The organism is Halomonas sp. 707D4 (assembly GCF_024158685.1).
Classification (GTDB): Bacteria; Pseudomonadota; Gammaproteobacteria; order Pseudomonadales; family Halomonadaceae; genus Vreelandella.
Genome location: NZ_JAMZBD010000191.1, coordinates 1 through 5,715 on the forward strand (window position 1 = coordinate 1; position 5,715 = coordinate 5,715).

The 5,715-nt window shown below is 64.9% G+C and carries 6 protein-coding genes and 1 pseudogene; 2 read left to right on the plus strand and 5 right to left on the minus strand.

The features are described from left to right. Positions 1 to 3: 3 nt before the first annotated feature. The 4 genes from BIS11_RS09595 to BIS11_RS09610 all read right to left on the minus strand — a co-directional run bounded on the left by BIS11_RS09595 (position 4) and on the right by BIS11_RS09610 (position 3,920). The gene (locus tag BIS11_RS09595) at positions 4 to 1,281 is read right to left on the minus strand and encodes a TRAP transporter large permease (protein WP_253422372.1); all 1,278 of its coding nucleotides are present in this window, start codon (positions 1,279 to 1,281) and stop codon (positions 4 to 6) included. Beyond that, entirely contained in the window at positions 1,278 to 1,775 is a 498-nt protein-coding gene (locus BIS11_RS09600) for a TRAP transporter small permease (protein ID WP_253422374.1), read from the minus strand. Before BIS11_RS09600 ends, BIS11_RS09595 begins: the two co-directional genes overlap by 4 nt. A 67-nt stretch (positions 1,776 to 1,842) precedes the next feature. Then, on the minus strand, positions 1,843 to 2,871 hold the full coding sequence (gene dctP, locus BIS11_RS09605) for a TRAP transporter substrate-binding protein DctP (protein WP_253422377.1): 1,029 nt from the start codon (positions 2,869 to 2,871) through the stop codon (positions 1,843 to 1,845). Between the two features lie 122 nt (positions 2,872 to 2,993). Further along, positions 2,994 to 3,920 (minus strand): LysR family transcriptional regulator, encoded by a 927-nt coding sequence (locus BIS11_RS09610; RefSeq protein WP_253422379.1) that lies wholly within the window; start codon positions 3,918 to 3,920, stop codon positions 2,994 to 2,996. A gap of 154 nt (positions 3,921 to 4,074) precedes the next feature. On the opposite strand from BIS11_RS09610, the gene BIS11_RS09615 reads away from it, so the two are divergent. Together BIS11_RS09615 and BIS11_RS09620 are read left to right on the plus strand one after the other, a co-directional pair. Continuing rightward, on the plus strand, positions 4,075 to 4,368 hold the full coding sequence (locus tag BIS11_RS09615; RefSeq protein ID WP_253422381.1) for a hypothetical protein: 294 nt from the start codon (positions 4,075 to 4,077) through the stop codon (positions 4,366 to 4,368). 130 nt (positions 4,369 to 4,498) lie between these two features. After that, complete coding sequence (locus tag BIS11_RS09620; protein ID WP_253422390.1) at positions 4,499 to 5,026, plus strand: HPP family protein; 528 nt, start codon at positions 4,499 to 4,501, stop codon at positions 5,024 to 5,026. A 2-nt stretch (positions 5,027 to 5,028) separates the two neighbouring features. On the opposite strand, the pseudogene BIS11_RS09625 reads toward BIS11_RS09620, so the two are convergent. Beyond that, positions 5,029 to 5,588 (minus strand): annotated as a pseudogene (locus BIS11_RS09625) (gamma-glutamylcyclotransferase). Positions 5,589 to 5,715 lie beyond the last annotated feature (127 nt).

Here is a 5,715-nt window from a genome sequence, read left to right on the forward strand (position 1 = left end):
GCATCATCCAACGACATGGGGCAACCAGAGGGTCAGGCCGGGAAACAGGATCAACAGGAGCAGCACGCCGAGCGCCATCAGCACGAACGGCCAGATCGTCCTGAACAGCGACACGATCTCGAGCCGGCTGACGGCGGCGGCGACGAACACGCAGGCGCCCAGCGGCGGGGTGATCAGGGCGATGGTGATGTTGAGCGTGATGATCACGCCCAGGTGCACCGGATCGATCCCCGCCATCATCGCCACCGGGGCGAAGATCGGCGTCAGCAGCATCAGGGCCGACACCTCCTCCATGAACATGCCGGTGACGAAGGTGATCGCGCTCAACAGCAGCAGGATGATCACGGCGTGGTCGATGTAAGGGGTGAGCAGCGAGACGAACTGGGCCGGCACCTGGGCGTAGGAGAGCAGCCAGCTGATGGTGGCCGACGCCGCCATGATCAGAAAGATCGTCGAGGTGAGCCGCGCGGTGTCCTTGATCGCCTGCCAGCAGTGGCGAAGCCGCAAGCCCCCGAGGACCGCGCCGCACAGCGCCACGTAGAGCGCGGTGAGCGCGCCGGATTCGGTCGGCGTGACCAGCCCCAGCACGATGCCGGCGACGATGATGAACGGCGCGACCAGCGCCGGCAGGGCGGCGACGAACGCCACGCCAAGCTCGCGGGGCCGGGGCAGCCGCCCGCTCTTGGGCAGCCGGTGGCGCCAGGCGTACCAGGCGTTCATGGCCATGAAGGCGACGCCCAGCAAGAGCCCGGGCACGATGCCGGCCAGAAACAGATCACCCACCGAGGTGTTGGTCAGCGACGCGTAGAGGATCATGAAGATGCTCGGCGGAATGATCGGCCCGATCAGCGAGCTTCCTGCGGTGAGGCCGGCGGCGAAGGCGCGCGAGTAGCCCTCCTTCTCCATCGCCGGAACCAGGAGCGAGCCGAGTGCCGAGGTGTCCGCCACCGCCGAGCCGTTGACCCCGGCGAAGAACACGCTCGACACCACGTTGACGTGGCCCATGCCGCCGCGCAGGTGGCCCACCATCAGCCGCGCCAGGCCCATCAGGCGCTCGGTCAGCCCGCTTGCGTTCATCAGGTTGCCGGCCAGGATGAACAGCGGAATCGCCATCAGCGAGAACACGTCGATGCCGCCGAAGAACTGCTGGGGCATCATGCGCAAAATCATCGAGGGATCGACGAACAGAAAGCCGGAAAGCGCGGTGACCAGCAGCGCGATGAACAGCGGCAGGCCCAGCAGCACGTGGGCGAGAAAGATCGCCAGCATGGTCAGGATCATTGGTCGTCCTCCACGGTCTTGAGCGGGGCGGGGCCGTAGAGCAGCACATGTACGGCCAGCAGCGCGAAGCCGATGGCCAGTGAAAGCAGCGGGATCGAGCGGCTGATGCCGAGCCCCGAGGTCTTGAACAGCCCGATCGACGGCGACATCGCGTAGCGGTAGCTCACGAAGGCGCCGCCGAGGGCGATGGCCAGCGTCACCAGCCACTGATAGACCACCAGTGCCGCCGCAAGGCGCCCGGGCAGGCGCCGCTCCAGGAGTGCCACGCGCATGTGCCCGCCCTCGGCCCACACGGCGCCGGCGGCGAGCATGACGGTGGCGATGATCAAGAAGCGGGAGAGCTCGTCGGTCCAGATCGGCGCACCGCCGAGCAGGTAGCGGGTCAGCACCCCGTAGAGAATGATCAGCACGTTCGTCGCCAGAAGGGCTCCGGCGATGGTCAGCGAAAGGGAACGGCTGACGGCGAGCAGACGATGGCGAAAGGTTATTAGCATAGTATCGCTCCTGCGGCGGCCAGAAAAAGGGCTAGCCGAAGCTAGCCCTGACAAGCGAGGAAACGGCTTATTCGGCGAGCGTTTCGACGCCGGCGTCCTCGAGCGCCATGTCGATCCAGCGCTGCTCGATGCCGCGCTCGGCGAGCCACTCGAGGTAGGCGGGCTGACCGATGGTCTGGAACGCCTCGAGCTCCTCGTGGGTCGGGCGAATCACTTCCATGCCCTCGGCCTCGAGGTAGGCGATGCGCGTGTCGACCTGGGATTCGTTGATCTCGCGGGCGCGCTGGTTGGCTTCTGCCACGGCGTCCTGGAAGGCGGCGCGCAGTTCGTCGTCCCAGCTTTCGATCATCTCGCTGTTGCCGACCAGGAACTGGTCCGAGTACTGGATGTTGGCCAGGGTCAGGTAGTCCTGAACCTCGTAGAGGCTCGCCAGGATGATGTACATCGGCGGGTTCATCTGGCCGTTGGCGATGCCGGTGCGCAGCGCCATGTAGGTCTCGGTCCAGGGGATCGGCGTGCCGGAGGCGCCGAAGGATTCGTAGAGCGCTACCTGGCTCGGGTCCATGGCGCGAAAGCGCAGGCCTTCGAAGTCGCCGGGCTCGCGGATCGGGCGCTCGTTGTTGGTGAAGGCCAGAAAGCCGCCTTCCTCGACCACCGCCAGCATGTCGACGCCGGTGCGCTCGCTGAACTCCTCGCTGAAGGCCTGCCAGTAGCGGCCTTCGTCGAAGAAGGTGCGCGCGGCGCTGAAATCCTCGAACAGGAACGGAATGGCGCTGACGAACAGCTCGTCGGCCAGCGGCGAGATACCGGCGAAGGAGGCGATGTTGAGCATGGGCGTGTTCATCGTCTGCTCCATGCGCTCCTCTTCGCTGCCCAGCATGCTGTTGGGGAACAGGCGCAGCTCGATCTCGTTGTCGGTGCGCTCCTCCACCAGCTCCTTGAGATTGGTCGCGAACACGTGCACCGCGTTCTTGTCCGGGTCCGGTGCGCCGTTGTAGCTCAGGTTGATGGTGGTCGCGGCCAGCGCGGTCTGAGTCATGGCCAGCGAGCCGAGCAGGCACGCAGCGCCCAGGCGCGTGAGGTTGAAACGCAGCATGGTAAGATTCCCTTGATTGGTGGGGTAGGCGAGTATGAGAAGCCTACTTATCGTTATTAACAAATTTGCATGAGGAGACTATGCATTGATGTGTTGACTATGCAATACCCGAAGTGTTGCGTTTATAACAACAGGCGCGGCGCGTTGGCGGAAAAGAAGCGCATGTCATGGTGCAGGTGCTTGAGGCAAGTGGCCGCCGCCACGGTGAGCTCGTGGCCCTTGAGGCTGACGATCTGGGCACGGGCCTCGTTCATCAAGGCGTAGCGCATCGGCAGGGTGACGATCTCGCCGCGCTGGATCTCGTCCTCCACGGTCAGCTCCGGCATGAAGGTGACGCCGATGCCCGAGCGCACGAAGTTCTTCAGCACCGCCACCGAGTTGGTGTAGAGGCGCGCTTCCAGATGAATGCGCTCGTGGTGCTCCACCATGTTGACCATCTGGCGCATGCCGAAGGGGTTGTCCATCAGCCCCAGCGGCCAGTCGCTCAGGTCGTCGAGGGTGATCGCCCGCTTAAGCCTGCACAGCGGATGCCCCGGCGGCACGATCAGATCCAGCGGCTGGCGCGTCTCGACGTGGCAGTGAAGCGCCGGGTCCATCGGCGGGGCGTAGAGCAGCGCCAGATCCACCTCGTAATCCTTCAACAGCGACATCGCCTCGTTCACCCCGGCCATGCGAATGTCCACGTTGATGCCCTGGAAGGCGGTCATGAACGCCTCCAGCGGGCGGGCGATCAGATCGGCGATGAACCCCTCGCCGACGGCGATGCGAACGCGTCCGCGGGAAAGCCCCTGCAAGGCGGTCAGCCGGGAGAGCACCGCCTCCTCCTGGGCGCGCTGGGTGTTGAAGTGCTGGGCCAGCAGGATGCCCGCCTGGGTGGCCCGCATGCCGCTGCCCACCCGCTCGCACAGCTTGCTGCCAAGCGTCTCCTCCAGCGCCTTGATCTGGCGGCTCAGCGCCGACGGGTCGACGTCCAGGTGCGCCGCCGCCCGGCGCAGCGACCCCCGGCGGATGACCTCGTTGAGGTAGACGAGCGCGCGCTGGTTGAGCATGGAAAACCACCTGCCGGCAAGGGGTTGGAAAAACGCGCCCTAGTCTAGCAGACCCGGCGCGGGTAAAGGCGCCGAGGAGGGCGGACGCTTTGCTTTGCCCTGCCTGGTGTTTTCGCCGACAATGCCTGACTCCTTTCGATCTGAGGCAGAACGGATGCAAGCTAACGGATTTTTCGGTGGGGTGGGCGAGGCCATCGGCGAGGCGATTCGCGTGGTGGTGGAGTTTCTGCTGGGGATTTTCACCAACTTCTTCGGGGCGTTCGGCGACTTCATCGATGGCCTCACCCGGTCGCTGGGCATCAATGCTTCGTTCTTCAGCATCGCGGTGCTGGTCATCGGCCTTCTGATCCTGTGGGGGGGCATCAAGTCGTTTCTGCGCGGCTCGATCCTCGGTGGCATCGTCAAGACGCTCCTTGCGCTGTTCATTCTCTCCTGGCTGATGATGTAGCGTTGGCCGAGCACGGCGCATGAATCGAATTCATTAGCGGGTGATCGATTACCATTTGCTTATCTGGTGCATTTTGCGATCATTTGCACTCTTTTAGTGCTTGAGAAAATTGATTGCTAAAGAGAGTGCCATGAGAAGCTATCTAGGCAAGATGCGCGGTGAGCCCTTCAAGCGTGGCCGGGTCGGCTGGCAGGATGCGCTCTGGTCCTGGATCGGGGCGTTCAGCGGAATGGCGCTGATCTGCTGGCTGAGCACCCACTGGCTGAGCCAGCAGCTTTTGATCGTGGGCTCCTTCGGCGCTACCTCGGTGCTGATCTACGCCGCCCCGGAAAGCCCCTTCGCCCAGCCCAGCCACGTGCTGTTCGGCAGCATGTTCTCGGCCGCCATCGGCGTTGCCTGCTTTCAACTGCTCGGCGCCACGTCGGTGGCCATGGCGCTGGCGGTATCGCTCTCCATCCTGGTCATGCAGCTCACCCACACGGTGCACCCGCCAGGGGCCGCCGCCGCGCTGATCGCCGTGGGTGGCGGTTCGAGCGTGCATCAGCTGGGCTGGTGGTACCCGCTGGCGCCGATCGGCATCGGCTGCGTGGTGATGCTGGTGGTGGCGATCCTGGTCAACAACCTGGCCCGCCACCGCCGCTACCCGCGCTACTGGTAACGCTAAAGGCGCCCGAGCTGCGCCTCCAGCGCGAAGATGTGCGCGTCTTCCACGTTCAACTCGCGTAGCGCCTGGGCCAGGTTGATCAGATAGTCGCGGTTGGGCCCGCTCGGGCCCACGGCCTCGTGGATATGACGCGCCATGGCCTCGATGGGTGCCGGGCCCAGAAACGCCGGGTTCTCGTCGGTGGCCATGTAGACGAGGCCCTGAGCCTTGCCGCCGTCGGCGAAATGCGCAGCGGCGTGATCTCGCGCAGGTAGCCGTTCTTCTCGCGGTGATCGAGCGGCGCAAGCGTCGCCTCGTCGATGCGATACGCCATGCCGTGACACACCGCGCCCTCCACGGGGATCAGCGTGACCACCCGCCCCGGCGCCTCCGGGGTGCCGCGGTGATCGTGGGAGCCTTGCCAGAAACGCCGCTCCCAGCCCTCGATGAAGGCGCGGCGACGCTCCAGAAAGGGGAAGTCCGCCTTCCAGATCAGCGAGCCGTAGCCGAAGATCCAGATGTCGCCGTGTTCGTCGACGGGGCGGCGGGCGCGGTTGAGGGCGGTGGTGTCGATCATCGAGGTCAGCCAGAACGGGGTCAAACGGCCATGATACCATGGCCGAAAACGCTCACGAGGAGACCTTCATGCGCGCCATCTTTCTGGTCGACAACGGCTCGCTCAAGCCCGCCGCCGTGTTCAATCT

Excerpts from the sequence above, each read along its gene's own strand:
- BIS11_RS09595 (WP_253422372.1), bottom strand. The coding sequence starts at position 1,281 with ATGATCCTGACCATGCTGGCGATCTTTCTCGCCCACGTGCTGCTGGGC.
- BIS11_RS09600 (WP_253422374.1), bottom strand. The coding sequence starts at position 1,775 with ATGCTAATAACCTTTCGCCATCGTCTGCTCGCCGTCAGCCGTTCCCTT.
- dctP (WP_253422377.1), bottom strand. The coding sequence starts at position 2,871 with ATGCTGCGTTTCAACCTCACGCGCCTGGGCGCTGCGTGCCTGCTCGGC.
- BIS11_RS09610 (WP_253422379.1), bottom strand. The coding sequence starts at position 3,920 with ATGCTCAACCAGCGCGCGCTCGTCTACCTCAACGAGGTCATCCGCCGG.
- BIS11_RS09615 (WP_253422381.1), top strand. The coding sequence starts at position 4,075 with ATGCAAGCTAACGGATTTTTCGGTGGGGTGGGCGAGGCCATCGGCGAG.
- BIS11_RS09620 (WP_253422390.1), top strand. The coding sequence starts at position 4,499 with ATGAGAAGCTATCTAGGCAAGATGCGCGGTGAGCCCTTCAAGCGTGGC.